Annotated in this window: 23 protein-coding genes; 20 read left to right on the top strand and 3 right to left on the bottom strand. The window is 65.7% G+C overall.

Going from position 1 to position 25,080, the window contains the following annotated elements; genetic code table 11:
• Positions 1–35: 35 nt before the first annotated feature.
• The 9 genes from ACP8JZ_RS05315 to ACP8JZ_RS05275 all read left to right on the top strand — a co-directional run bounded on the left by ACP8JZ_RS05315 (position 36) and on the right by ACP8JZ_RS05275 (position 9,730).
• Positions 36–1,004 carry an NAD kinase gene (locus ACP8JZ_RS05315; RefSeq protein ID WP_051167175.1) on the top strand — a complete coding sequence of 323 codons (969 nt, stop codon included), beginning with the start codon at positions 36–38 and terminating at the stop codon, positions 1,002–1,004.
• Positions 1,001–2,710 (top strand): DNA repair protein RecN, encoded by a 1,710-nt coding sequence (gene recN, locus ACP8JZ_RS05310; protein ID WP_484482200.1) that lies wholly within the window; start codon positions 1,001–1,003, stop codon positions 2,708–2,710. The genes ACP8JZ_RS05315 and recN overlap by 4 nt, the downstream gene beginning before the upstream one ends.
• A gap of 119 nt (positions 2,711–2,829) precedes the next feature.
• Entirely contained in the window at positions 2,830–4,584 is a 1,755-nt protein-coding gene (pyrG, locus tag ACP8JZ_RS05305; RefSeq protein ID WP_277101008.1) for a CTP synthase, read from the top strand.
• The gene (locus tag ACP8JZ_RS05300) at positions 4,581–5,216 is read left to right on the top strand and encodes an NUDIX domain-containing protein (protein ID WP_371415916.1); all 636 of its coding nucleotides are present in this window, start codon (positions 4,581–4,583) and stop codon (positions 5,214–5,216) included. Before pyrG ends, ACP8JZ_RS05300 begins: the two co-directional genes overlap by 4 nt.
• Positions 5,217–5,422: 206 nt before the next feature.
• The gene (gene xerD / locus ACP8JZ_RS05295) at positions 5,423–6,349 is read left to right on the top strand and encodes a site-specific tyrosine recombinase XerD (RefSeq protein WP_306517738.1); all 927 of its coding nucleotides are present in this window, start codon (positions 5,423–5,425) and stop codon (positions 6,347–6,349) included.
• A gap of 116 nt (positions 6,350–6,465) precedes the next feature.
• Entirely contained in the window at positions 6,466–7,386 is a 921-nt protein-coding gene (locus ACP8JZ_RS05290) for a ParA family protein (protein WP_023035185.1), read from the top strand.
• Positions 7,368–7,853 (top strand): hypothetical protein, encoded by a 486-nt coding sequence (locus ACP8JZ_RS05285; protein WP_371415917.1) that lies wholly within the window; start codon positions 7,368–7,370, stop codon positions 7,851–7,853. Before ACP8JZ_RS05290 ends, ACP8JZ_RS05285 begins: the two co-directional genes overlap by 19 nt.
• Positions 7,854–7,912: 59 nt before the next feature.
• On the top strand, positions 7,913–8,656 hold the full coding sequence (locus ACP8JZ_RS05280; protein WP_065860618.1) for a pseudouridine synthase: 744 nt from the start codon (positions 7,913–7,915) through the stop codon (positions 8,654–8,656).
• A gap of 69 nt (positions 8,657–8,725) precedes the next feature.
• Positions 8,726–9,730, top strand: coding sequence for an FKBP-type peptidyl-prolyl cis-trans isomerase (locus ACP8JZ_RS05275; RefSeq protein ID WP_306517727.1), 1,005 nt, complete (start codon positions 8,726–8,728; stop codon positions 9,728–9,730).
• A 169-nt stretch (positions 9,731–9,899) separates the two neighbouring features.
• Here the strand turns inward: ACP8JZ_RS05275 and gluQRS are convergent, their stop codons facing one another.
• Complete coding sequence (gene gluQRS / locus ACP8JZ_RS05270) at positions 9,900–11,027, bottom strand: tRNA glutamyl-Q(34) synthetase GluQRS (RefSeq protein ID WP_484482199.1); 1,128 nt, start codon at positions 11,025–11,027, stop codon at positions 9,900–9,902.
• 138 nt (positions 11,028–11,165) lie between these two features.
• Between gluQRS and ACP8JZ_RS05265 the strand changes: the two genes are divergently transcribed.
• The 10 genes from ACP8JZ_RS05265 to ACP8JZ_RS05220 all read left to right on the top strand — a co-directional run bounded on the left by ACP8JZ_RS05265 (position 11,166) and on the right by ACP8JZ_RS05220 (position 21,156).
• The gene (locus tag ACP8JZ_RS05265) at positions 11,166–12,263 is read left to right on the top strand and encodes a helix-turn-helix transcriptional regulator (protein ID WP_306517728.1); all 1,098 of its coding nucleotides are present in this window, start codon (positions 11,166–11,168) and stop codon (positions 12,261–12,263) included.
• Positions 12,247–13,194 (top strand): helix-turn-helix transcriptional regulator, encoded by a 948-nt coding sequence (locus ACP8JZ_RS05260; protein WP_306517729.1) that lies wholly within the window; start codon positions 12,247–12,249, stop codon positions 13,192–13,194. The genes ACP8JZ_RS05265 and ACP8JZ_RS05260 overlap by 17 nt, the downstream gene beginning before the upstream one ends.
• A 7-nt stretch (positions 13,195–13,201) precedes the next feature.
• Positions 13,202–13,405: a hypothetical protein gene (locus tag ACP8JZ_RS05255; protein WP_306517730.1), complete on the top strand. Its 204-nt coding sequence runs from the start codon at positions 13,202–13,204 to the stop codon at positions 13,403–13,405.
• A 189-nt stretch (positions 13,406–13,594) separates the two neighbouring features.
• On the top strand, positions 13,595–13,831 hold the full coding sequence (locus tag ACP8JZ_RS05250; RefSeq protein ID WP_023035192.1) for a twin-arginine translocase TatA/TatE family subunit: 237 nt from the start codon (positions 13,595–13,597) through the stop codon (positions 13,829–13,831).
• Positions 13,832–13,857: 26 nt separating this feature from the next.
• Positions 13,858–14,712 carry a twin-arginine translocase subunit TatC gene (gene tatC / locus ACP8JZ_RS05245; RefSeq protein WP_036903975.1) on the top strand — a complete coding sequence of 285 codons (855 nt, stop codon included), beginning with the start codon at positions 13,858–13,860 and terminating at the stop codon, positions 14,710–14,712.
• A 56-nt stretch (positions 14,713–14,768) separates the two neighbouring features.
• Positions 14,769–17,606 (top strand): DEAD/DEAH box helicase, encoded by a 2,838-nt coding sequence (locus ACP8JZ_RS05240; RefSeq protein WP_306517731.1) that lies wholly within the window; start codon positions 14,769–14,771, stop codon positions 17,604–17,606.
• 138 nt (positions 17,607–17,744) lie between these two features.
• On the top strand, positions 17,745–18,506 hold the full coding sequence (hisF, locus tag ACP8JZ_RS05235) for an imidazole glycerol phosphate synthase subunit HisF (RefSeq protein WP_484482198.1): 762 nt from the start codon (positions 17,745–17,747) through the stop codon (positions 18,504–18,506).
• A gap of 37 nt (positions 18,507–18,543) precedes the next feature.
• Complete coding sequence (locus ACP8JZ_RS05230) at positions 18,544–18,939, top strand: HIT family protein (protein WP_323458756.1); 396 nt, start codon at positions 18,544–18,546, stop codon at positions 18,937–18,939.
• A gap of 20 nt (positions 18,940–18,959) precedes the next feature.
• The gene (ilvC, locus tag ACP8JZ_RS05225) at positions 18,960–19,928 is read left to right on the top strand and encodes a ketol-acid reductoisomerase (protein WP_484482197.1); all 969 of its coding nucleotides are present in this window, start codon (positions 18,960–18,962) and stop codon (positions 19,926–19,928) included.
• Between the two features lie 127 nt (positions 19,929–20,055).
• Positions 20,056–21,156 carry a branched-chain amino acid aminotransferase gene (locus ACP8JZ_RS05220; protein WP_484482196.1) on the top strand — a complete coding sequence of 367 codons (1,101 nt, stop codon included), beginning with the start codon at positions 20,056–20,058 and terminating at the stop codon, positions 21,154–21,156.
• Positions 21,157–21,362: 206 nt separating this feature from the next.
• Here the strand turns inward: ACP8JZ_RS05220 and ACP8JZ_RS05215 are convergent, their stop codons facing one another.
• Both ACP8JZ_RS05215 and ACP8JZ_RS05210 read right to left on the bottom strand, forming a co-directional pair.
• Positions 21,363–22,835, bottom strand: a complete 1,473-nt coding sequence (locus ACP8JZ_RS05215) for a metallophosphoesterase family protein (RefSeq protein ID WP_484482195.1) — start codon at positions 22,833–22,835, stop codon at positions 21,363–21,365.
• On the bottom strand, positions 22,835–24,109 hold the full coding sequence (locus ACP8JZ_RS05210) for a thymidine phosphorylase (protein WP_277100994.1): 1,275 nt from the start codon (positions 24,107–24,109) through the stop codon (positions 22,835–22,837). The genes ACP8JZ_RS05215 and ACP8JZ_RS05210 overlap by 1 nt, the downstream gene beginning before the upstream one ends.
• A 55-nt stretch (positions 24,110–24,164) precedes the next feature.
• Here ACP8JZ_RS05210 and ACP8JZ_RS05205 point away from each other — a divergent pair, with 55 nt between their 5' ends.
• On the top strand, positions 24,165–25,046 hold the full coding sequence (locus tag ACP8JZ_RS05205; protein WP_306517912.1) for a fumarylacetoacetate hydrolase family protein: 882 nt from the start codon (positions 24,165–24,167) through the stop codon (positions 25,044–25,046).
• The last annotated feature ends 34 nt before the right edge of the window (positions 25,047–25,080 follow it).

The following is a 25,080-nucleotide window of genomic DNA, read 5'->3' as shown; positions in this document are numbered from 1 at the left end:
GTCACACGATTACCACGGCCGCTAGAGTTAACGTCGTGAGTGAAGCAGCATCCCAGAGAGTTCCCGGACCAGATGCGCCTGCCGACTCGCCCCGAGTCGTCGCGGTGATATCACATCCCATTCGGGAGGATGCCTTTGACGCTGCCGGGGAGTTCATCGCCGGTATCGCCGAGCAGGGTGTGTCCAGCGTGGTGCTTGCCGATCAACGCGACGCCCTGCAGCAGAAGGTCCCCGGGGTGCCGCTGACGACGATCGATCCCAGCGAGGTGAACCCACGCGAGAGCCGTATCGAGGTTGTCGTCGTGTTCGGGGGAGACGGCACCATCCTGCGTGCTGCCGAATGGGCCCTTCCCCGTCGGGTCCCCATGCTGGGGGTCAACCTTGGACATGTCGGATTCCTGGCAGAGCTGGAGCGCTCCGACATGAACTCCCTGGTGCGCCAGGTCATTGACCGTGCCTACACCGTCGAGGACCGCCTGGTGCTCGAGGTCACCCTCACCGACGCCGCTGGTGAGGAACACTGGAGATCCTTTGCAGCCAACGAGCTGAGCGTGGAGAAGGCGTCCAGGCGCCGTATGCTCGACCTCATCGCCTCCATCGACGGCCTGGCCGTGCAGCGGTGGAACTGTGACGGAATCCTGGTGTCCACTCCCACCGGATCCACGGCCTACGCCTTCTCCGCCGGGGGACCGGTGATGTGGCCGGACGTCGACGCCATCCTCATGGTGCCGGTGGCCGCCCACGCGCTTTTTGCCCGCCCCCTGGTTACCTCCCCACGTGCTCGACTGGACATCGACATCCAACCTGACGGTGCCGACTCCGGGATCATGTGGTGCGACGGACGGCGCAGCTGTCAGGTGCGTCCCGGTGACCGGATCACCGTGGTGCGCCATGAGGCGAACCTGCGCATCGCGCGACTCTCCGAGCAGCCGTTCACCTCGCGGCTGGTGAAGAAGTTCGCCCTGCCGGTCGTGGGATGGCGGCAGGGGCAGGCCACGTCATGATCACCACACTCACCATCCGCAATCTCGGAGTCATCGAGGACGCCTCCTTGGAACTTGCCGGGTCACTCACCGCCGTCACCGGTGAGACCGGTGCCGGAAAGACGATGGTCGTGAGCTCCTTGGGGCTGCTGCTCGGGCAGAAGGCCGACCCCGGTCTGGTGCGCCACGGCACGGATCGTGCTGTCGTGGAGACCGTCATGTCCTGTGACGAGCAGATGGCACGACGCGTCACCGAGGTCGGCGGGGAGTGCGAGGACGGCGAGGTCATCTGCAACCGTCAGGTGCTGTCGTCGCGGCGCTCCCGGGCCGTACTGGGTGGAGCACGGGTGACGGCCGGCCAACTCGGTTCGCTGACCTCCCAGACCATCACCATCCATGGCCAGTCCGAGCAGATCCGACTCACCGATCCCGCCCACCAGCTCCTCATGCTCGACCGAGCTGGAGGAGAGGAGATGGCCGCGGCGCTGCATGACCACCACGAGCTGTGGTCGCGATACACCGACGTGGCGGCTCGGCTGCACGAGGCCACCACTGGACGAGACGAGAAGGATCTGCAGATCGAGGTGCTCCGCCGCCGCCTCGACGAGGTCGACAAGGTCGATCCGCATCCCGGTGAGGACGACGAGCTCCTCGCCACCTCACGGCACATGCAGGTGGCCCAGACCCTGCGTGAATCGCTGCAGCAGGCCGACCAGTTCCTCAACGGAGCGCAGGGCGAGGCAGAGCTGCAACCGGGCGCCCTGGCCCTGGTGAGCCAGGCAGCTGCCCAACTCGCCGCGATGGGGGACGAGGACCCACGTGCCGCCGGACTGGCCCAGCGAGCCCAGGGCATCGAGGTCGACCTCACCGATCTGGCTGCCGACGTCGCACGACTGGCCGCCGAGTCCGACACCGGGCCCGGTGAACTCGACGAGGTCATGGCACGGCTCAGCGCCATCCAACGTCTGCTGCGCTCCCGGGCGACGACACTGGACGATCTGTTGACGACCACCCAGCAGGATCGGGAGAACCTCGACCACCTCATCGGCGGTGACGACGACGTCGACGAGCTGACCGAGCAGGTGCAGCAACTCAAAGGTCAACTCGCTGCCTCGGCCTCCCGGCTGAGTGCGATCCGGCATCGCACCGCAGCTCGACTGCACCACGACCTCACCCCGGAACTGGCAGCTCTGGCGATGCCATCGGCCCGGGTGGAGTTCCAGCTCGACGAAGCACCGATGGGCCCCACCGGCACCGATGCCGTCACCATCATGCTGGCTGCGAACTCGGGGGCTGCCCCGGCATCGCTGTCCAAGGCCGCTTCCGGTGGTGAGCTGTCCCGGGTCCGATTGGCCCTGGAGGTCGTCCTGGCCGGGACCGAGAGTGGGAGAACCCTGGTCTTCGACGAGATCGACTCCGGCGTCGGCGGTAGCGTCGGCATCGAGATCGGACGCCGACTGGCAGCCCTGGCCACCCGCCACCAGGTCATCGTCGTCACCCACCTGGCGCAGGTGGCTGCCTTCGCCGACACTCATCTGGTCGTCACCAAGGCCGATGACGGGCGTATCACCCGATCGGGGGTGCGTGAGGTCGGCGAGGCGGATCGAGAACGAGAACTTGCCCGGATGATGAGTGGCATGTCCGGTTCGCAGACCGCCGTCGACCATGCTCGCGAGCTGCTGGACCTTGCCCGGGGCGGCCGGCCATCACGAGACGGTGGGCTGTGAGGCAGCAGTGGTGTGGGATCGAGACGACACGGTGACGTGTCGGGTGGCGTCCTGGTGACGCAGGTGCGGTAATCGTCCCGAGCTGACTCATCGGGGTCAATCAGATAGGCTGGAATTCCGTGGGCAACGAAAATCATCGCAGCAGGCACGTGTTCGTCACTGGAGGAGTCGTCTCCTCACTCGGCAAGGGGCTGACGGCGTCATCCCTGGGTTCCCTTCTCAAGGCTCGTGGGCTCAAGGTCACGATGCAGAAGCTGGACCCCTACCTCAACGTCGATCCGGGCACGATGAATCCGTTCCAGCACGGTGAGGTGTTCGTCACCGAGGACGGTGCCGAGACCGACCTGGACATCGGCCACTACGAACGGTTCCTCAACGAGAACCTCTCCGGTGAGGCGAACGTCACCACAGGCAAGGTGTACTCGGCCGTCATCGCCAAGGAACGGCGCGGCGACTACCTGGGCGACACCGTGCAGGTCATCCCGCACATCACCAACGAGATCAAGGCGCGAATGCTCGCCATGGACGAGGGCAACCCCGATGTCGTCATCCATGAGATCGGCGGCACCGTGGGTGACATCGAGTCCCTGCCCTTCCTGGAGGCTGCTCGCCAGGTGCGTCAGGAGATCGGACGGGAGAACGTCTTCTTCCTGCACGTCTCACTGGTGCCCTACATCAAGCCGTCCGGGGAGATGAAGACCAAGCCGACCCAGCACTCGGTCGCCGCCCTGCGCCAGGTCGGCATCCAGCCCGATGCCATCGTCTGCCGTTCGGAACGCCCGCTGGTCAAGGGCATCAAGAACAAGATCGCCCTCATGTGCGACGTCGACACCCCGGCCGTGGTCTCGTGCCCGGATGCCCCCTCGATCTACCTCATTCCCAAGGTCCTGCACCGTGAGGGGCTGGACGCCTACGTCGTCCAGAAACTCAACCTGTTCTTCCGCGACGTCGACTGGACCACCTGGGACGACCTGCTCGAACGAGTGAAGAAGCCCACCAGCGAGGTGACGATCGCCCTGGTCGGCAAGTACATCGATCTGCCCGATGCCTACCTCTCGGTGACCGAGGCGCTGCGCGCCGGAGGATACGCCAACCGCGTCAAGGTCAACGTCAAGTGGGTTGCCTCCGACTCCTGCGCCACCCCGCAGGGGGCGGCTCAGTACCTGGGTGACGTGGACGGTGTCTGTGTACCCGGCGGGTTCGGTATCCGCGGTGTCGAGGGCAAGATCGGAGCCATTCGTCACGCTCGACAGAAGCGGATCCCCTTCCTGGGGTTGTGTCTCGGACTGCAGTGTGCAGTCATCGAGGCGGCCCAGGACCTGGCGGGGATCGAGGGAGCTGCCTCCAGCGAGTTCGATCCGGACTGCGCCGATCCCGTCATCGCGACGATGGCGGAGCAGGTCGACGTCGTCGAGGGCAAGGGTGATCTCGGAGGAACGATGCGGCTGGGATCCTACCCGGCCAAACTCGACAAGGACTCCCTGGTGGCCAGCCTGTACGGCACGACGACCGTGACGGAGCGACACCGCCATCGTTACGAGGTCAACAACGCCTACCGGGACCGTCTCGAGGCCGCCGGGCTGCACATCAGCGGTACCTCTCCCGACGGCTCCCTGGTGGAGTTCGTCGAGTTGGAGCGCAGCAGCCACCCGTTCTTCGTGGCCACCCAGGCCCACCCGGAGCTCAAGAGCCGTCCGACCCATGCCCATCCGTTGTTCCGTGGACTCGCTGCTGCTGCAGTACGGCGGGCCAAGGGAGAGGATCGTGAGGTCCCGCTACCCAGCAAGCACACCTCCAAGGCCGAGAAGTCCCGGTCCGACCGTTTCACGGCGGAGGCATCCGCGTCTGCGAGCAGGAAGGACGACTCCAAGTGAGTCGCTGGGACGCTGCCGAGACCTGGCAGGTGGATGAGCACGAGGTGCTGGCCACCGGACGGGTGTGTGATTTCGTCAATGACACCATCACCACCCCGGCCGGGGAGCGGATACAGCGTCAGTACACCACCCACCCCAGTGCCGTGGGCATCATCGCCCTCGACGAGCACGACAGGGTTGCAGTGGTGCGTCAGTACCGCCACCCGGTGCGCATGATCTTGGTGGAACCACCTGCTGGTCTGCTCGACGTCTGCGGGGAGGACTACCTGGCTGCTGCCCAACGAGAACTCGCCGAGGAGGCGATGCTCGCGGCCGCGGACTGGCAGGTACTCCTCGACATCGTCACCACTCCCGGGGGATGTCAGGAGGCGTTGCGCATCTATCTGGCCAGGGACCTGAGCCCGGCCCCACGCCCGGACGGGTTCGTCCCGGAGGGGGAGGAGCGTCTCATGACGGCCGACTGGGAACCCCTGGACGACCTGGTGGCAGCGATACAGGATGGGCAGTGTCAGTCACCCACCCTGGTCACCGGTGTGCTGGCGACGGCTCTGGCCAAGGCGCAGGGCAGGCTGGACGATCTGCGTCCAGCGCACAGTCCGTGGTCGGTGATGGATCGGCGGCGAGCCCGCTGAACTCCCCACAGCCTCACTCCACCGCTCAACTCCGGACGACGTCGACACCGTCCCCCCCGCCCGCCGGGGATGCCACGGCGATGGGGCACACGCACACCACGGACGGCTCAGGCTCCACGGGCAGGCCAGCTGCGGTGTCTGGCCCCAGCTCGCTGCCCGGATCCGTTCCAGCTGCTGGAGGCAGATCTGCTGGTGGTCACCGTCCCATCGACGACCAGGTGAGTGACTACCTGCAGCACCTGGTCGTGGAACGTGGCCTGTCCGGCAACACCGTCGCGGCCTATCGCCGTGACCTGGCCAAGTATTCCCAGTTCCTGGCTGGCCGTGGGGTGAATGGGCTTGCCGGAGCCACCAGCCCGGACGTCGCCGAGTTCGCCCGTGAGCTTGCCGACCGGGGGCTTGCTCCCTCGTCGGTGACGCGTACCGTCGTGGCCGTGCGCAACCTGCACAAATTCGCCCTCGCCCAGGGATGGGTGAGCGACGACGTCGCCAAGACCGTCACTCCGGGCGCCCCGGCCAAACGGCTTCCCAAGGCGCTCAGCATCGCGGAGGTGGAGGCCCTGCTCGCCTCCTGCGACACCTCCACCGTTGAGGGGCTGCGGGATCGGGCATTGCTCGAGTTGCTCTACGGCACCGGCGCACGGATCAGCGAGGTCTGTCAGCTCGATGTCGACGATCTGCGCGGGGTACGTGCCGACCCCAGCTCTGGACTTCGATTGATCGGCAAGGGCAACAAGGAGCGAGTCGTTCCGTTGGGCCACTATGCGTTGGAGGCCGTGGAGGCCTGGTTGGTGCGTGGGCGTCCCACCTGGGCGGATCGCGGCGCCGCCACCCCGGCACTCCTGCTCAATTCCCGCGGCTCGCGGCTGTCACGGCAGAGTTCGTGGGCCATCATGCAGCGTGCGGCGCGATCGGCTGGTGTCACGACGCACATGTCGGCCCACAGTTTGCGGCACTCCTATGCCACGCACCTGCTCGACGGAGGCGCGGACGTACGCGTCGTCCAGGAGTTGCTGGGGCACGCCTCGGTGACGACGACCCAGATCTACACGATGGTGACGGCAGAGCATCTGCGTGAGGTCTATCGCAGCTCGCATCCCCGGGCGGTGTCACGCCCGCCCACCGAGAACTGACGGGTGGAGCGCCGTGTCCACCGAATCGAGGGGCCGGCAGGCGTCGATTTTTTCGGGAACATACTAGGGTTGGACATTGACCGGTGAGTACCGGCTCGTCGTCCAAGGAGGTCAAGGTGTCCGAACCGTCACCGGAACCGCTGATTCGCGTGCCCGGGCCTGGGCAACAGGCCATCGAAGCGGCTGAGAACTCGATCGGCCCCACGGGTCGGCCATTACCAGACCTCCCCGACCCTGCTCCGGTGCCCGATGGCCCCCAACACGCCATGGTCATCTCGATGTGCAACCAGAAAGGTGGCGTCGGCAAGACGACGACGACCATCAATCTCGGCGCGGCCCTGGCCGAGTACGGCCGCAGGGTGCTGCTCGTCGACTTCGACCCGCAGGGATCACTCTCGGTGGGTCTGGGCGTCAATCCGCACACCCTCGATGAATCCATCTACACCCTGCTCATGTCTCGGCAGGGAGATCCGCACGATGTCATCACCGACACCGTCATCGAGGGCATGGACCTACTTCCGGCCAACATCGACCTGTCGGCGGCGGAGGTGCAGCTCGTCAGTGAGGTGGCCCGTGAGCAGACCCTCAAGAGGGTCATTGATCGGGTGCGTGATGAGTATGACGTCATTCTCATCGACTGTGCACCGTCCCTGGGGCTGCTGACGATCAATGCCCTCACTGCCTCCGACTGGGTCATCATGCCCTTGGAGTGTGAGTTCTTCGCTCTGCGTGGTATTGCCCTGCTCACCGACACCATCGAGAAGGTGCAGGATCGTCTCAATCCCGATCTCAAGATCCTCGGTATTCTTGGCACGATGTTCGACTCGCGTACCCTGCACGCCCGTGAGGTCATGGAGCGCGTCGTCCAGGCTTTTGGTGATGTCGTCTTCCATACCGTCATCAAGCGCACCATCAAATTCCCCGAGACGACGGTGGCTGGCGAGCCCATCACCACCTATGCCCCCAAGTCGCCGGCGGCCGATGCTTATCGTGATCTCGCCAAGGAGGTGCTGACACGGTGTCAAACCGCCGCGTGAGCCTCCCAGGGGCCTCGGAACTCTTCCGGTCCACAGCCAAGCACAATTCCTTCGGTGACACCGACAAGGCACATGATGGCCTTGACGATGTCGAGCAGCGCACATCCTCGGATCCAGATGCCTCGGCACGGTCCGGCAATGGCACACGGCAGACCGCTGCTGCGGATGCCTCGGCGGACGCACAAGGATCCACCGAGGATTCTCGTGCTGCCACCACGAACAGCTCGGCCACGAGGGGCACGACCGGATCCCGCCGGGGTAGCGGACGGGTACGTCATGATGAGAAGATCACCGTCTACGTCAGTACCGAGGAACTCCTGGCACTGGAGAATGCACGTCTGCAGCTGCGTGCCCAAGGGGTGGCGGCAGATCGAGGACGCATCGTACGGGAAGCCATCGCCATCGCCCTGGCCGACCTCGACCTTCGCGGCACCGAGTCCGCACTGGTCACCCGTCTGGACCAATGAGACGTGAAGAACTCAGCTGTGGGGACAGTGGGCCGGTGAGCCCGACTATTGGAGGAACGATGAGCGACAAGCCCGAGGAAGGAATCCGTCTGCAGAAGGTCCTGGCTCAGGCCGGGCTGGCCTCGCGACGGGCCGCAGAGGAGATGATCGCCGGTGGCCGAGTGGAGGTCAACGGCGAACTCGTCATCGAGCAGGGTCGCCGTGTCGACCCCGAGCACGACGAGATCCGAGTGGATGGGTCACGTATTCCCACGGCACGCCGGCACGTCTACTACGTGCTCAACAAGCCGCGTGGCGTCATCTCGACGATGGACGATCCGGAGGGCCGCCCAGATCTCTCCGACCTGGAGGGGGTGCCGCACGGTATCCGACTCTTCCACGTCGGCCGGTTGGACACCGAGACCTCTGGGCTCATCCTGCTCACCAATGACGGAGAGTTCGCCAACCGCATGACACATCCGTCCTACGAGGTGCTCAAGACCTACCTCGCCGATGTGGAAGGGCGTGTTGACCACAAGGTCATCAACCGGCTGAGCAAGGGAATCACCCTGGAGGACGGCCCGGTGCACCCGGACTCGGTGAAGCTGGTGCAGGCGATGGACGAGCACTCGTTGGTCCAGGTGACACTGCACGAGGGACGCAACCGCATCGTGCGTCGCATGATGGACTCGGTGGCCCACCCGGTGCGCCGACTGTCGCGCACCTCGATCGGTCCGGTGCATCTGGGCAAGCTCGGGGGGGGCGACATGCGCCCCCTCACCCGTGAGGAACTTGGCAAGCTCTACGACATCGTCGGCCTGTGATGACGACCCAGTGGGCGAACAGATGGTCTGTGCGCCCGTACATGAGTGACAGGAAATGTGATGAATGACATGAAACGTCGACCCGCGCGCCGGTTCGTCCAGGCGACGACCCTCCTGGCAGTGGCTGCCATGGGGTTGACCGCCTGCGGTTCGAAGGACTCCGATGCCGGATCCCCACCCTCTGCGACCCCGAGCGCCAGCACGGCTGCCTCATCGGCACCCAGCAAGCCTGCCAAGGCCATCAAGAGCCTGGACGAGCTCAAGGTCGACGCCAAGCAGGGCAAGGAGTCCACGGTGACCGGGGCCTGGCCACTCAAGATCGACAAGACCCAGTCCACCGTGCTCAAGAAGGGATCGGGAGCCGAGGTCAAGGCCGACAGCACCGTCACCCTCGACTACGTCGGTGTCAACGCCCGCGATGGCAAGGTCTTCGACTCCTCCTACAAGCGTGGTCAGGCGATCACCTTCCCGCTGCAGCAGTTCGTTCCCGGATTCAGCAAGGGACTTGCCGGGCACCATGTGGGCGATCAGGTACTCATCATGATGCCCGGTTCCGATGGGTACGACTCCGGTGGCGGCAGGCCCGGTGCCGGCATCCAGAAGGGTGACTCGCTGATCTTCGTCGTCGAGATCAAGGAACTCACTCCCACCGAGGCCACCGGCGAGAAGGTCGATCCCCCTGCTGGCCTGCCCACCGTCAGCATGGCCAAGGACGGCCCCAAGGTGAACATCGGCAAGGCGTCCAAGCCGTCCAAACTTGTCACCCAGCCGCTCATCAAGGGCAAGGGCAACAGGATCACCGCAAACGACGTCGTCACGGTGAAGTACCGTTCATGGGCTTGGTCCACCGGCAAGGTCGTCGATGACGGCTATGACGATCCCGGCATCCAGGGCATGCTCCAGCAGACCATTCCAGCGTGGCAGGAGGGTCTGGCCGGTCAGACGGCTGGATCACGACTGCTCATCATCGCCCCGCCGAACAAGGCCTATCCCGAGGGCAGCCCCGACAAGAAGGTCAAGAAGGGCGAGACGATGATCTACGTCATTGACGTGCTCCGGGCCGAGAAGGGGTGACTCCTAGGGCGCCGTGTGTTTCCCCCTGCGTCCCAGCTGGACCTACTCGTGCCCCAGCTCGACCCGTTCGGGTGTCATCCGGGCAACATCATCTGGTGACTTCCCATCGGGCACCTCTCGAGGGTGGACGTTCCTGGTGACGGTGGTGGTTGGCCGTTTTGGTGGTGGCTCACCACGTGGGTGCCGTCCAGTCACTCCACCAGCCCAGCCTGCTCGACGACTCCGAATCACGGTACGGCCCCGCGTCCACCGGACGTGGGGCTTTCCCCTGTGGTGGGGCGTGGCGTGACGCCGCCGGTTGCGGGGTGGCGGTAGGCGCGTCCGAATGCCGCGACGAGCTCGGATCGTCCCAGGTGCCCGGCGTCCCCGATGGATCAGGGGCCGTCGGGGGAGGAGTGAGGGCTGCCGTCACGTCAGGATCGGCGAGTAACTCATGTGGATCATCCACTGCCGGAAGCCCCAGGGACTCACACAACGCGGCCCGCACCCGAGGAAGCTCCACCCCGCGGGCCGCCAGTTCGGCCAACCCTCCGGCGTGCGCCGATTTGGACAACCGTTCGCCGTCCGGAGCATGCACCAGGCCGCAATGGGCGTAGCGCACCTCGGGAAGACCGAGCAGGTGCCCCAGATGGCTCTGCCGTGCCGCAGAGGGCCACAGGTCACGGGCCCGCACCACCTGATCGACTCCCTGCGCACCGTCATCGACGACGACTGCCAGGTTGTAGGCGTAAACCCCGTCATTGCGACGCAGGACGATGTCGTCCACCTGGCCCAGACAGGTGCCACGGGCTTGGTCGGTGACCTGCCAACCGGAGACCTCGGAGGCCAACCGAGTGGCAGCAGGGCGCATTCTCGCGCGGCTCTGGCGATCTGAGTGGCTCAAAGTGCGGCACGTTCCCGGGTAGGGGCGCCAGCTCTGGACGCCATTGGGGGCCTGGGCGGCGGCCGCAATCTCCCTGCGAGTGCAGAAACACGGATAGGTGGGCAGCTGAGCGAGGGCGTCTGAATAGATGTCCAGCCGTTCCGATTGACGCACCACCGGGCCGTCCCAGTCAAGGCCCAGGGCTTCCAGATCGCGCAACTGTTGATCGGCGATCCCACCGGCAGCAGCCACCCGTTGCTGGTCCAGGTCCTCCACCCGCACGACGAATCGTCGATCACTGCACCGCGCCAACAACCACGCTGCCAAGGCGGTGCGGAGATTGCCGATGTGCAGTGCAGAGGTGGGCGAAGGGGCGAACCGGCCGGCAGGACGCTCGCCGGTGGTGGCATTGCTGAATGGGTGTGGGCAGGACACGGATGGATTGTAGATCGACTCGAGTCACCCATCACGATGGACGCGAGTAGGCTCATCCCCGTCTGACCGTGTGCACCAGCCACCGAGATCGAGGAATCGATGTCTGCGGCACTGCACAGGATTTCGTGGACTGGGGTGATGATGTCGAAACGGCACGAACGAATGGTGAGCCTCGTCACCGCCCTGCTCACCACGGATCGTCCACTGCTGCGCAGCGAGTTGCGCGACCACATCGAGCTCTACCATGACCTCTCCGACGATGCCTTTCGGCGCACCTTCGAACGGGACAAGAGGGCACTGCGCGAACTCGGCATTCCCATTGACGTCGTCGACATGCCTGGCATCGGCCCCAACAAGATGGGGTATCGCATCGTTCGTCAGAACTACGAGCTGAAGCCAGTACATCTCACCACCGACGAGACGGACGTGTTGGCCATGGCCAACACGGTGTGGCGCGACTCCGTGCTCGACGAGTCGGCTCATTCCGCCATTCGCAAGTTGCGTGCTGTCGGGGCCGAGCCGTGCAGCGATGCCGATGCGACGTCGATGCTGGCTGCAGAGGTACCGGACGCCACCATGACGGGTCCGATGGCCCTGGCCGGGCACAGCGATGGCAACGACCAGGTGCCAGTGCTCATGACCGCCACCGACCAAGGTGTTCCCGTGAGTTTCGAGTATCGCGCCGAGCGAGTACGGCACGTCGACCCCTGGCAGGTCATCCTGCAGGACGGTCACTGGTACCTGCAGGGGCGTGACATCGATGTTGACGAGGCACGCACCTTCCGAGTGTCACGGATCACCTCGCACGTGCGGCTGACAGGTCGACCCGGCACGGTCGTACGCCCGGACAGTGCCACCATGCAGCGCGAACTGGGGCCACTGGATCCCACCGACAGCGAGGACATCGAGGCGATCGTCGTCCTCACCGGAGCCGTCCAACTCGCCGGGGTGCGGATCCGAACCCTGAGCGACGACGAGATTCCACCGTCCGTCGGCACCGTGGGAGGCACTGGAAACTCTCGTGTCGTGCATGTCACCGCACCTGGTCTGCGCCAGCTGCAGACGGCAGTCCTCCAGGCCGGTGGTCGAGCAGTCGTCGTCGGACCACCGCAGGTGCGTGAACAGGTCATGGCGTGGCTGCAGGAGCTCGTCGACCAGCCCTGGCTGCAGCAGGCATCGGAGCAGGACGGCGATGGTGACGACATGGTGGAGGTGGGCAATGGCCGGTCACAGTGACCTTTCCCGACTCCTCACCGTCGTGCCGTACCTGCGCTCCCATCCCCAGGTGACGGCGACGCAGGCCGCCAAGGATCTGGGCGTGACCGAGCGCCAGCTCGAAGGCGACCTGCGCACCCTGCTCATGAGCGGTTTCACCGTTGGAGGTCTGGACGACGACCTGCACCTGGAACGTGATGGGCAGGAGCCAGCGATCATCTCGATGGGCAGTCCCGATGAGCTCGATCGCCCCATGAAGTTGTCGTCTGCGGAGGCATGGTCACTCATCGCAGCACTGCAGATCGTGCGCGACCTAGCCGACGAATCGCTGACCCGGACGGTGGATCGTGTCATCGACAAGCTTGTCGAGGCGGGCTCGGTGGACCATGACGCCGTTCGGGTGCATCCCCCGGAGATTGATGAGAAGTCTCAGTGGTACATGCAAGCCTGTGAACGGGGTTGGCGCATCAAGCTCACCCATCGACGCGAATCTGCCGGAGCGCTCACCACACATGTCGTCGATCCCGTCGAGGTGCAGCTGCGGGACGGACACCTGTACCTCCACGGCTGGTCACTGACCCGCAAGGCATGGCGTACCTGGCGGCTGGATCGCATCGTTGACGCGGTGAGGATCGGTTCGGCGACCCGCCACCGACACAGTGACGATGAATGGTTCGCCACCCTGCCAGCCGATGCCGAGGTTCAGGTGATCGTCAGACCCGCTGCCCGATGGTTGGGGGAGCACTTCCCGTCCCGCCGGGTGGAGCGCGTTGAGCAGGGCTGGCAGATCACCTTTCCCGTGGCGAATGACGCGTGGTTCGCCGGTCTGTTGGCGATGTTCCAGGACGAGGTGCTCGCCGTCACCCCTGCGTGTGCCGCTCACCGCCTCGCGGAACTCGCCACCCGTACCCTCGCCGCCCACCGGGTCTGCAGCGTCGATGGCGAGGGGTGAGGGTCTCATGTGGATCTGGATGCTTGGTGTGGCACTCGTCGGCATGATCGTGGTGGTCCTGTGGGGAGCGTGGTACCTGTGGAGACGCTTCACCCGGATGACGGAGAGTCTGGAGCAGCTCACCGCACGACTGGGGGAGGTGGGCCAGGTGGCCGAGCAGATCGACCTTGAGGGACTGCAGCAGAGCATGGACGGATCGGCGTCACCGTGAGGAAGCCGGGCCTTGATCCCTGCCTCCTGGGTGAACGGCTTGTGAACAACGCGTGAATGAGCAACCGGCATGCAGATGATGGCGCAAAGAGTGACGACGATGGTCGAGGGCACGTGGTAGCCTGAACGCCGTCCGACACTGGGGTGCAACTAGGTGGGAGCACCCCCGGAGCTCCTGAAAGGACTGCTCATGTTTCCAGCTCTGCTGCTCGTCCCCACCGAGATATCGGTGCTCATCCTCGTCATCATCGCCCTGCTGCTCTTCGGCGGGTCGCGGTTGGCTGGCGTCGGCAAGGGAGCTGGCCGTGCCATTCGTGAGTTCAAGGAGGAGACCCAGGGACTCAACGACAAGGACAAGAAGGACGACGCTGCTGCGACGGCGCAGGACAAGGCCGTCGAGGGCAAACCCGAGTCCACCGAGAACTGAACGGGCTCCGACTGGTGGCGCAGACGATGAGCGAGGGGACCGAACACCGGCGTCGGTTCGGCAGGTTCCGTCCGCCTGAAGCCGGCGAGGGTGGCACGATGCCGCTGCTCGACCACTTCCGTGAGCTGCGCTACCGACTCATCGTCTCCCTGCTGGCCATCGTGGTGACCACCTCGGTGGCATTCGTCTTCTACCGCCCCTTGGTGCAGGTCGTCATGTGGCCCTACCAGTTGGCCAGTCGGGCGATCGTGGCGAAGAACCCCGGGGCACAGCTGCAGGTGGTCAACACCGGTGTCGTCGCTCCCTTCCTGCTCAATCTGCGGGTGTCCATGGTGGCCGGCCTCATCGCCGCCTGTCCGATATGGCTCTACGAGATCTGGGCATTCATCGTTCCGGGTCTGCTCGCCAGGGAGAAGAAGCTGGCGTTGAGATTCGTGGGGGCGTCCGTACCCCTGTTCCTCACCGGGGCCGCCCTGGGGTACTGGGTGCTGCCCAAGGGCATCACCATGATGCTCAATTTCACACCCAGCGGCATGGGCATCACGAACCTGTTGGACATGAATGCCTTCCTGGCGCTCGAACTGCGTCTCGTGCTGCTGTTCGGGGTGTGCTTCCTGCTGCCGGTCTTCCTCGTCCTGCTCAACCTCATTCACCTGGTGAGTTCTGCCCAGCTCGCTGCTGCCCGCAAGTGGGCGATCTTCGGTTTCTTCGTCCTGGGTGCGTTCGCCAACCCGTCCGGTGATCCAGTGTCGATGATGGCCCTGGCGCTGCCGATGGCCGTCATGTACGTCATCTCGGAACTCATCTGCCGGGCCAATGAGAAGCGGCGTGGCTCCGACCTCGGGATCGATCCCGAGGAGTTCAACATCAAGGTCGACTGAGAGCCCGGTGCCGTTGCGATACCGCGTGCCGGGTGACTCGTGGATATCGTGGAGCCATGGACACCTCCCCGTTGAGCCGTTTCGCGTCCACCTACTCCTTCGAGCTGGACGACTACCAGCTGCAGGGCTGCCACCACCTCGATGAGGGAGCCGGCGTGCTCGTCGCAGCTCCCACTGGTGCCGGGAAGACGGTCGTGGGGGAGTACGCGACCTTCCTGGCCCTGGAATCCGGTCTCAAGTGTTTCTACACCACCCCCATCAAGGCCCTGTCCAACCAGAAGTACCACGACCTCGTCGCTCGGTACGGCGTGGACTCGGTGGGGCTGCTCACCGGGGACGCCTCCGTCAACTCCGAGGCGCCCATCGTCGTCATGACGACCGAGGTGCTGCGCAACATGATCTACGCCGGCTCATCGACCCTCGTCGGGCTGGGATGGGTCGTCATGGACGAGGTGCACTACCTGGCGGACCGGTTCCGCGGCCCGGTGTGGGAGGAGGTCATCCTTGGCCTGGACCCGACGGTGCGTCTGGTTGCCTTGTCGGCAACGGTGTCCAATGCCGAGGAGTTCGGCGAATGGCTCGACGAGGTGCGCGGTGACGTGCGCGTCGTCGTCTCGGAGGAACGTCCGGTGCCGCTCAGTCAGCACGTCGCCGTGCGTGGTGGTCTCATCGATCTCTTCGATCCCCGGGGTGATGACGTCAACCCGGAGCTCACTCGTCTGGCCAAGCAGGAGTCTCGCTACCATCGCGACGATGCCCGCCGGCCTCGTGGTCGCTCGGGTCGGGGCCGCAGGACCGTGTCCTATGGTTCCGGTCGGTTCGGCGGGGCCTCGATGTCACGAAACCGGCGGGGTAACACGGATCGAGGACATGCAAGGAACGGGGGACAGGGCAAGGATCGCGGCAGGGGCCAGAACTGGGGTCGCGGGCAGGATCGCGAGCGGGCCCCGCGCAACTCCCCGAGTCGTGGTCAGGTGGTTCGGGCCCTTCGTCGTTCACGGCTTCTTCCTGCCATCATCTTCATCTTCTCCCGCAGGGGCTGCGAAGCCGCTGTGCACCAGTTGGCCAATCAGGACATCGTCCTCACCAGTGAGTACGAGGCCGGACAGATTCGCCAGATCGCCGAGTCCTACGGCGACTCGCTGGGCGTCGAGGAGAGACGGGCCCTGGGATGGGACACCTTCGTGTCACATCTGGAGCGGGGGCTTGCCGCCCATCACGCCGGCCTGCTTCCGGTGCAGAAGGCCGTGGTGGAGGAGGCATTCGTCCGTGGTCTGCTCAAGGTCGTCGTCGCCACCGAGACCCTCGCCCTGGGAATCAACATGCCGGCACGTACCGTCGTCCTGGAGAAACTCGTCAAGTACAACGGCCAGACCCACGCCGACATCACCGCAGGTGAGTACACCCAGCTCACCGGCCGGGCGGGTCGACGCGGCATCGACACCCAAGGACATGCCGTCGTCTGCTGGCAGCCCGGGACGGATCCGCGAGCCGTGGCCGGACTGGCGTCCCGACGCACCTATCCACTCCGGTCGGCATTCGAGCCCACCTACAACATGGCCGTCAACCTGGTGCACTCGATGGGCCGGGAACAGGCCGTCGATCTTCTCGTGCACTCCTTCGCCCAGTTCCAGACCGACCGCCGAATTGGTGCGCGGGCCGGGCTGGGTCGTGAGGACGAACAGGCCATCTCCGACTACCTCGCAGCAGCACACTGCGAGCTGGGCGACTTCACCGAGTACGCCACGATGCGTGAGAAGGTCTCCCAGCTGGAGGCGGAACAGGCCAGGGCACGCCGTGGTGGAGCCCGGGCCGAGATCCTCGACTCGGTGTGCGAACTCGGGGTGGGAGATGTCATCGCCGTGCCCAGCGGGTCACATGCCGGCTGGGCAGTGGTGCTGGATGCTGGACGACGCGGTGGACGAACGGCGTCGATCCGGGTGATGGCGATGGTCGAGGGGCACACGGTCGTCACCCTGGGCAATGACGACATCGACGCCCCGGTGCACCGGATGGCGGGGATCCACGTCCCCAAACACTTCCATCCCGGCAATGCGGCCGCCAGACGAGCACTGGGGCGAGACCTCGACGCTGCAACGGCCCGTCTGGAACGTCCGAAACCCAACCGGCGTCACGGGGCACCTCCGAACACCGATCTGGCCGATGAGATCGCCAACCTGCGGGCGGCGATCCGTACCCATCCGTGCCACCAGTGCCCAGATCGTGAGACCCATGCGCGATTCGCCGAACGTGCCATGCGCCTGCAGCGGGCCAGGGACAAGGCTCAGGCCAAGGCGCGCAGCCGCACCACCTCCATCGCGACCCGGTTCGACCGCATCTGTCTGGTACTGGAGGCCCTGGGGTATCTGGCCGACGACGGGCACCAGGTCACCGACCGTGGTCGGATGCTCTCGCGCATCTACTCCGAGCTGGACCTGGTGACCTGTGAGGCCATCGGGGAGGGGATTTTCGACGAGCTGGACCCGGCAGATCTCGCTGCCGTGCTCTCCACCCTGGTCCACGAGTCACGGCCGGGGGATCGAGGCCGGATGATGCGCATGCCGACCCACGAGGGTGAACGAGCCGAGAGCAGGCTTCGTGCGGTACGTGCCCGGGTGGGGCGTCTGGAACGCGACCAGCGACTGGAGCCGCGCCGTGACCTGGACATCGGCTTCGCCGAGACGATCCATGCCTGGGTGTGCGGAGCCGGGCTCGACGTCGTCCTCAGCGAGGGTGGCAGTGCGGGGGACTTCGTACGCCAAGCACGTCAGGTGGCCGATCTCGCCGGGCAGATCTCCCGAGCCGGGGTGGACGATGAGTTGGCTCACACCTGCCGGCAGGTGGTGGGCGCCATTCAACGTGGCGTCGTCGTCCTGGACCGTGACGAGGGCTGAGACACTCCGCCAGCGGCAGACGTCGCCGTCGTTCACGGGGTCTTGGTTCGGTGGGGCTTGGGGGCATGCCATCCGTGGGCGTCGTCCCACTTTGCGGAGCTCGGGCGAATACTGCTCGGCTGGCAGTAGGGTTCGGGCATGGGTGTTGCGTTGCGCGTCGTCGCGTGCTTGGACGTCAAGGACGGTCGCGTCGTCAAGGGGGTGAACTTCACCGGTCTGCGCGATGCGGGCGATCCGGTGGGGATGGCTCGCAGCTATGGCGAGCAGGGGGTGGACGAACTCACCTTCCTCGACATCTCGGCCTCCGAGCAGGGGCGACGTACCACCATGCAACTCGTGACGAGGTGCGCCAACACGGTGTTCATCCCACTCACGGTGGGTGGGGGAGTACGCACCGTGGACGACGTCGATGCCCTGCTGCGCCACGGCGCCGACAAGGTGAGCATCAACACCGCAGCAATCGCCGATCCGAGCGTCATCGGTACGATTGCCGACCGATTCGGAAACCAGGTGGTCACCCTGTCGCTGGACGCCCGACGGGAGGCGGGTCAACCGTCCGGTTTCGGTGTCACCACCCACGGGGGCAGCCGTGCCGCTGGTCTGGACGCCGTCGAATGGGCCCGCCGTGCCGTGGATCTGGGGGCAGGGGAGATTCTGCTCAACTCGATGGATGCCGATGGCACCACGGCTGGATTCGACCTGGAGATGATCGAGGCCCTGCGAGACGCCGTGGACGTCCCGCTGGTGGCCTCGGGCGGCGCCGGAACCCCAGACAACTTCGTGCAGGCCGCCCGAGCCGGTGCCGATGCCGTGCTGGCCGCCTCGGTGTTCCACTACGGCAGGCTCACCATTGCCGAGGTCAAGGATGCACTGCGCGCAGCAGGATTCGAGGTGCGTTGACCCTCGCCGCACCGAAAACTCTGGTAAAAGAAGGGGCATGGATTGCCTTTTCTGTTCCATCATCTCCGGTGACGTCGAGTCCCGGCAGGTTGCCAGCGACGACGTCGGTCTCGCCTTCCTCGATGTGAGTCCTGCCCAGGAGGGCCACACCCTGGTCGTGCCGCGTCACCACGTCACCTCTGCCCTTGACGACGAGGGCGAGCTGGCCCGCATCATGCCCATGGTGACGAAGGTTGCCCACATCCTCGTTGACAAACTCGGAGCCAGCGGGGTCAACCTGCTCGTCAACAGCGGCACCGTGGCCGGTCAGAGCGTCGATCACCTGCACGTCCACGTCATCCCGCGCTATGAGAGCGAACCGGGCATGTCGCATGTGCGTACCCAACTGCCGATGCGTCCGGTCGACGAGATCCACGCCCAGCTGTGCAGCTGACATCAACGAAGGAGACATCCATGGCCGCCATCCATTCCGGGGATGCCGATCTCTCCATGATCCAGGACCGGGAGGTCGCCGTCATCGGGTTTGGGGCCGAGGCTCGCGCCCACTGCCTCAACCTGCGTGACTCCGGGGTGGATGTGCGGGTCGGTCTGGCCCCGAGCTCCAGCGGCATCCCTGCTGCTCAGGCCGAGGGATTGCCGGTGATGTCGATTACCCAGGCCTGCCAGGAGGCCGACGTCATCGCCGTCCTGCTCGCCGACGAGCAGATCCCCACGATCTACGCCGAGCACATTGCTGCCCACCTGGGCGATGGTGATGCCCTCGTGTTCCCACGCGGTTTCAGCGTGCACTTCGGGCAGGTTGAGCCGCCTCGCGGGGTGGACGTCTGTCTGGTGGCGGTCGAGGAGTCCGGTGCGACGATGCGGCGTCACTATGAGGACGGACACGCCGTCCCGGCCCTGCTCGGCGTCCACCAGGATGCGACCGGTCGGGCATGGGACCTCGCCAAGGCCTACACCAAGGCCATCGGCGGGCTGCGGAACGACGCCTTCGTCACGACGATGGGTGAGCAGACCCAGGCCGAGCTGTTCAGCGAGCAGGTGGTGCACGGCGGTCTGGCACAGTTGGTGCGGATGGGTTTCGAGACGCTGGTCCAGGCCGGGTGCCAGCCCGAGGTGGCCCACCTCGAGATGCGGCACGTGCTCAAGGACGTCGTGGATCAGATGACGGAAGGGCGGGGGAACACCTCACAGGACGCCACCGCCGAGTACGGCGGTCTGCTGGCCGGCACGAGAGTGATCGACGGACACGTCCGAGCCGCCATGAAGGCGGTCCTCGACGACATCGGTTCGGGTCAGTTCGCCAACCGATTCCGTGCCGATCAGGAGGCCGGTGCCCCCGAGCTCGCCCAACTGCGTGCCGAGCACGCCAGTCACCAGCTGGTGAGGACGGACGAGCGAATGCGTTCCCGCTTCGGTTGCTGATCTTCCATTCGTGGCCAGAGCTGCCTGCCCTACCATCGTTCGAGCGACTGGGCCGTTCAGAGGCGACCACGGTGTCCGCCATACGAACAGTCCGGAACGGACGGGGCCAAGGTATACCGTGACGACCATGACTTTGAGTTTTGCTGCCCCGGATCGTCCCCATTGGTCTGACCAGGAACGGATCGACGAGATTCACGCCGCTCCCAAGATTGGCCAACACTTCGGCGAACAGGTCAGTGACCACATGGCGGTCGCCGACTGGACCGCTTCGGAGGGGTGGACCGGCGACGCGATCACGGACTACCAGCCCCTTGCGGTGAACCCGGCCAATGCCGTGCTGCACTATGCCCAGGAGATCTTCGAGGGACTCAAGGCCTATCGCCATGCCGACGGCTCGGTGTGGCTGTTTCGTCCCGAGGAGAACGCACGACGGCTCAACACCTCGGCCAAGCGACTCGCACTGCCACAGCTGCCCGAGGAAGACTTCCTCACGGCGGTACGCCAACTCGTTGCCACCGATTCACGCTGGGTCCCCGACCCGGGGTCAGGTGAGAAGAGTCTCTACCTGCGTCCGGTGATGTTCGCCAACGACGACTTCCTGGGAGTTGCGCCGGCTGGCAAGGTGCGCTTCGCCATCCTCGGCTCCCCGGTCGGTGCCTACTTCTCCGACGGGGTGCGCGCCGTCGACATCTGGGTGGAGCGTCACGAGGTGCGTGCAGTTCCTGGTGGCACCGGTGCCGCCAAGTGCGGTGGCAACTACGCCGCCTCGCTCACCGCGCAGCTCGCCGCCCAGGATCGTGGATGCGCCCAGGTGCTCTTCCTCGACGCCGTCGAGCACACCTGGATCGAGGAGCTCGGTGGCATGAACTTCATGGCCGTCACCAATGATGGCCGACTCCTCACTCCGGAGCTCACCGGAAGCATTCTGTCCGGCATCACCCGCAAGTCCATCCTCCGGCTGGCCCATGACCTGGATCTGGTGCCGGTGGAACGCAGGATCTCCATCGACGAGCTCCACGACGCGGTGCGTGCCGGGACGGTCCAGGAGGCCTTTGCCTGCGGCACGGCTGCTGTCGTCACCCCGATCGGCGCCCTGGTCGACGAGAACGGACGATTCGAGCTGCCCTCACCCATCGGAGAGGTGACGATGACGATCCGCCAGAGGCTGCTCGACATCCAGTTCGGCCGCGTCGAGGATCCCTACGGCTGGACCCAGCAGGTCTGCTGAGTCACCGAGACCGACCGGGATCGGTCGGAGGGCTCGATCCCGACCAGTCCAGGCCGCGAACCAGATTCTCCGCCCCACGAGGGCGGAGGTGCGGCAGAGGGGTGCATCGGACTGAGAGGCGCATCGGATGGGTGCCAGACCGGGGCCTGCCTCTCGGGAGCTCCGTTGCCGCCTCCAGCGCGCAGCGTCCCAGTCGGGCACGGGCCTCAGCTCGAGGTGAGGGTGAACCGATCAAGGACCACCGGTGTCGGTTCCTCCTGGGTCATGTCGGCGATCCAGCTGGTGAGCACTCCGGTGCCGGTGTCGAGCAGCTGGAAGACGACGTGGTCATCGCTGGCGACGTAGGGCAGCGGTGCACCATGTGCGTCGTGCAGGGGATGGACGGTGGGCACCTGCGGGGTGAGACCACCGGGATCGTCGGCGGCACTGTAGTTGCCGATCTGCCACGGTTCTGGTGGTACGTGCCGCCAGACTTGCTGGGCCGTCGTGTACGCCCCGTAGGAGTTGCCGGTGTTCGACCCCTCGAAGTAGTGGGTGTCACCGCTGCAGAACCGATTCCACAGATGTGAGTGGCCGCTCGCGACCAACTGCACCCCGGCCTCCTCCAGCAGCGGACACAGGTGGTTGAGCAGCGGATTGTCACGCTGGTCGTAGTCGTACCGGATGCCGATCAGCTCGCCCGTGTCGTCGTACTCCTCAACGCGTCGGGGATCGGCGAATGGGGGAGTGAGGTTCTCCCCGAGCCCGTGCGGCCCCTCGTGCATCTGGACGACGGTGTAGCGTGCCGCTCTGCGTTGCGGCGAGTCGAGTTCGTCAACCAGCCACTGCCATTGTGGGGAGCCGGGGGCGATCGACTCGTGGATGAAACATCCCTGACCGTGGCGTTGCGGATCTCCGACGTCGGCACTCGCCTCCTGATAGCGGCTGCGTTGCCGAGCCCGGGGATCGGCGTTCACGTCGAACCCACGCCACATTCGTGCCACGAACAGGGTGATGAGACGCACATTGCCGATGGTGACGGCGTACCACGGTCTGGCACCGGTGATCTGCCGGTAGGAGTCGATCGAACAACTGCTCGGTCCGAGCTCCCCAGACACCTCGTGGTTGCCGATGGCCGGATACAGGGGGACGTTCTGCACCAGTGGCGCACCACGGTACGCCCTGCCGTTGGCAGCGGTGCTGCGTGCTCGGCCCTGCATGATCGGCAGGAACTGCCGAATCTCGGCATCGTCCCCAGCGCTGGGGTGCGGACCGAACCAGTCTGCCGCCCGGTCCGGGGAATTGACCAGATCACCGGGCATGATGACGGCGTCGACGGGGCCGACCGTGGCCGCGGCCAGTTCCATGTTCGCAGCGGTGTGGGGTTTGGCCTGGTGGTCGCTGGTGATGAGCAGTCGCACCCCCGACCCTCTGCCAGGGGCAGGACGCAGAGTGAAACGCGGTGAGGTCTGGCCATCGCTGATGACCCGATACCCCAGGCCACCGGCTTGCAGCCCGCCCACCCGGGCCCGGTGTCGATGCACGGCACGATCCATCCGGGTGAGTCTCGTCGTGGTGGCCGGGATCCGGCGTCCGTCGTCCAGCTCGACGACGTGACGTGCGCCCGCCTCGGTGGTGAACCAGACGACGTCGACGCCGTGTGCATCGGGCCACAGCAGAAGTGGATCGGACAGGAACATCAGTCCACGTGTCCCACGATGATCGGCCGGCAATCAGATGAATCCCCCAGGGTGAAGGCTCCCTCGAGTGCCGCCCGGGCCCGGTCGACGGCCTCGGGGGCGTCGGTGAGCAGGGTCGCCAGCGGCTGCCCGGTCACCACCCGGTCGCCGGGGCGTACCCGCAACAGCACGCCGGCAGCAGCTTGAACCGGATCCTCCTTGCGCGCCCGTCCGGCCCCCAGACGCCATGCAGCGATGCCGACGCTCATGGCATCGATGTCGGTGACGACGCCGTCATGTGGCGCGTGCAGATCATCGGAGTGCTTGGCGATGGGCAGTGCGGCATCCGGGTCCCCGCCCTGGGCACGGATCATCGCACGCCACACGTCCATGGCCGCCCCGGAGGCCAGCACCTGCTCCGGGTCGGCGTCCAGACCGGCGGCCTCGACCATCCGTCGGGCCAGGGCCACCGTGAGCTCGACGACGTCGGACGGGCCGCCACCGGCAAGTACCTCGATGGCCTCGGCGACCTCGATGCCGTTGCCGCAGGCGTACCCCAGAGGTACGTCCATCCGGGTGATGAGCGCGCTGGTGTTCACGCCAGCAGCCTTGCCCAGCCCCACCAGTCGACGCGCCAACTCCCGGGAGTCCTCCTCAGTCTTCATGAAGGCACCCGAACCGGTCTTGACGTCGAGGACGAGCGCGTCGGTGCCCTCGGCGATTTTCTTGCTCATGATGGAACTTGCAATGAGTGGAATCGACTCCACGGTCCCGGTGACGTCGCGCAGGGCGTAGAGCTTCTTGTCGGCCGGTGCCAGCCCGGACCCGGCAGCGCACACGACGGCCCCGACCTCCTCGAGTTGGCGCATCATCTCGTCATGGGTGAGGTTCGCTCGCCACCCGGGAATGGCCTCCATCTTGTCCAGGGTGCCGCCAGTGTGCCCCAGGCCCCGTCCGGACAGCTGTGGCACGGCTGCCCCGCACGCGGCGACCAGGGGAGCCAAGGGCAGGGTGATCTTGTCGCCGACCCCGCCGGTGGAGTGCTTGTCGACCGTGGGACGTGACAGACTGCTGAAGTCCATCCGGTCGCCGGAGGCGATCATGGCGTCGGTCCACTGGGACAACTCCGCATCGTCCATTCCGCGGAAGAACACCGCCATGGCCATGGCGGACATCTGTTCATCGGCGATCACGCCGGTGGTGTAGGCGTCGATGAGCCAGTCAATTTCTTCCGGGGCGAGTCGCCCGCCGCCGCGCTTGGTGCGGATGAGATCGACAACGTCGAATTGTGTCATGGTGCAACAGTATTGCAGTGACGCTCCAGTTCGGCAGCCCCGTTAGTCTGGAGGCATGCGAATCGCCCGTTACGCCCCCGCAGATGGGGATCCTGCCTTCGGAATCGTGGAACTTGCGGCCGACGGTGGTGACCACCCCGACACCATCGCCCAGATCACCGGTGACCCGGTTGCCGGACCGGTGCAGTACACCGGGGCCAGGGTGAACCTGGCCGACGTCCGACTGCTCTCCCCGGTGATTCCCCGGTCCAAGATCATTGGTGTGGGACGCAACTATCCCATATCGGGTGCCGGACGCCCAGATTCTGACGCGGCTCGGGCGGATGGTGATGAGGCCGACCCCTCGGCCACGGGCAGGCAGGGTTCGGCCGACGCCGCCCCCCTCATGACATTTCTCAAGCCCAACACGGCCGTCATCGGTCCCGACACCCCGATTGTGCGTCCGGACGACTGCACGGACCTGCAGGTCGAGGGCGAACTGGCCGTCGTCATCGGACGAATCTGCAAGGACGTGCCAGGCGAGCGGGCGCAGGAGGCCATTTTCGGGTTCACCGTGGCCAATGACGTCACGGCTACTGGCGGCTACGATGCCGACGACATGATTCGTGTCAAAGGGTCGGACACCTTCTGCCCTCTGGGGCCGTGGATGGTCACCCACTTCTCGGTGGCGGAGGCCGACAGTGTGCATCTGCGCACCACGGTGGACGGAAAGGTACGTCAGGAGTCGTCCACCAGTGAGATGATCCGTTCCGTTGCCGAGCTCGTCAGCGAGATCTCGTCGCGACTGACCCTGCTGCCCGGCGATGTCATTCTCACCGGCACTCCAGCGGGGGCCGCGACGGTGGCTCCCCAACAGCAGGTCGAGGTGGAGATCGAGGGGATCGGCACCCTGGTGAACGGCGTGGTCGCGGAGCACGACACGGTTCTCGAGGGCTGAGATGGCTGAATCGAGACGCCGTGGCGCACCCCGT

The organism is Cutibacterium sp. LaCa_286 (assembly GCF_057198075.1).
Note: the sequence above shows the minus strand (reverse complement) of the source record. Positions and strands in the feature narration are given on the sequence as shown.